The sequence below is a fragment of the Pseudomonas sp. NPDC089569 genome (assembly GCF_050280625.1).
Classification (GTDB): Bacteria; Pseudomonadota; Gammaproteobacteria; order Pseudomonadales; family Pseudomonadaceae; genus Aquipseudomonas.
In genome coordinates, this window is record NZ_JBNNVQ010000252.1 from 1 (window position 1) to 1,585 (window position 1,585).

Here is a 1,585-nt window from a genome sequence, read left to right on the forward strand (position 1 = left end):
TGGCGACAGTGGTCAGGTCGGCAGCAACGCCCATCCGCTCCCTGGCGAAGAAAGTGCCAGTACGGCCAGCACCGGTCTGCACTTCGTCAGCGATCAGCAGGATGCCGTGCTGGTCGCACAGGGCGCGCAGACGCTTCATGAACTCTTTCGGAGCGACGTAGAAACCACCTTCACCCTGAACTGGCTCCAGGATGATGGCCGCGATGTCGCGAGCTTCGGCGTCGTTCTTGAAGATGCGCTCGATGGAAGCGATCGAGTCGTCGATGCTCACGCCGTGCAGTTCGTTCGGGTACAGGGCGCGGAAGATACCGCCTGGCATCAGACCCATGCCGGCCGAGTAAGGCACGACTTTACCGGTCAGGCCCAGGGTCATCATGGTGCGGCCGTGGTAAGCGCCGGTGAACGCGATCACGCCGGCACGGCCAGTGGCGGCACGAGCGATCTTGATGGCGTTTTCAACAGCTTCGGAACCGGTGGTCACCAGCAGGGTTTTCTTGGCGAAGTCGCCTGGCACCTTGGCGTTGATTTTTTCGCACAGTTCCACGTACGGCTCGTAGGCCAGAACCTGGAAGCAGGTGTGGGTCAGCTTGTTCAGCTGTTCGGTCACGGCAGCGATGACTTTCGGGTGCACGTGGCCGGTGTTCAGTACAGCGATACCGCCGGCGAAGTCGATGAACTCACGACCTTCAACGTCGGTCACGGTAGCGTTCTTCGCGGACTCGGCGAAGATCGGGTGGATCTGGCCAACACCACGTGGAACAGCGTTGACACGGCGGGCCATCAAATCAGCGTTAGTCTTGCTCATTACAGTCCTCATTCGCCGCTCATCGGGCGGCGTGGTTCAAGGATTAAGCGGCGGGGAGCAACGGCGGCAGCATGCGATGATCGACTGCCACGGCGCTCCCGGCCACAGAGAAAATTCCGGTTTGAAGCGACGCAAGGGGGCAGCGCTCTCGTGCCCCTTGCGTTTGAAGCAATGCCTTGCCGGGCTTTGACGCTTAGATGCCCAGGCAGAGGTATTTGATTTCCAGGTAATCTTCGATGCCGTACTTGGAGCCTTCACGGCCCAGGCCCGAAGCCTTGATGCCGCCGAACGGCGCGACTTCGTTGGAGATCAGACCGGTGTTGACGCCGACCATGCCGTATTCCAGGGCCTCGGCCACACGGAACACACGGCCCAGGTCACGAGCGTAGAAGTACGAAGCCAGACCGAATTCGGTGTCGTTCGACATCGCGATCACGTCGGCTTCGTCCTTGAAGCGGAACAGTGGAGCCAATGGACCGAAGGTTTCTTCCTTGGCCACGGCAGCGGTATTCGGCACGTTGGTCAGGATGGTCGGTTCGAAGAAGTTGCCTTCCATCGGCTTGCCACCAGCCAGTACGGTCGCGCCTTTGCTCAGGGCGTCGGCGATGTGCTCTTGCACCTTGGCGACGGCTTTTTCGTCGATCAGCGGGCCAGTGGTGGTGCCGTCTTCCAGACCGTTACCGATCTTCAGCTTGGCCACAGCGGCCTTGAGCTTGTCGGCGAACGCGTCGTAAACGCCGTCCTGAATGTACAGACGGTTGGCGCAGACGCAGGTCTGGC

Annotated in this window: 2 protein-coding genes; both read right to left on the reverse strand. The window is 60.7% G+C overall.

Translation table 11 applies throughout. The annotated features are described in order from the left end of the window. On the reverse strand, positions 1–805 hold an 805-nt coding region (locus ACQKP2_RS32800; protein WP_427582376.1), incomplete at its 3' end, for an aminotransferase class III-fold pyridoxal phosphate-dependent enzyme. A gap of 193 nt (positions 806–998) precedes the next feature. Continuing rightward, on the reverse strand, positions 999–1,585 hold a 587-nt coding region (locus ACQKP2_RS32805; protein WP_427582377.1), incomplete at its 5' end, for an aldehyde dehydrogenase family protein.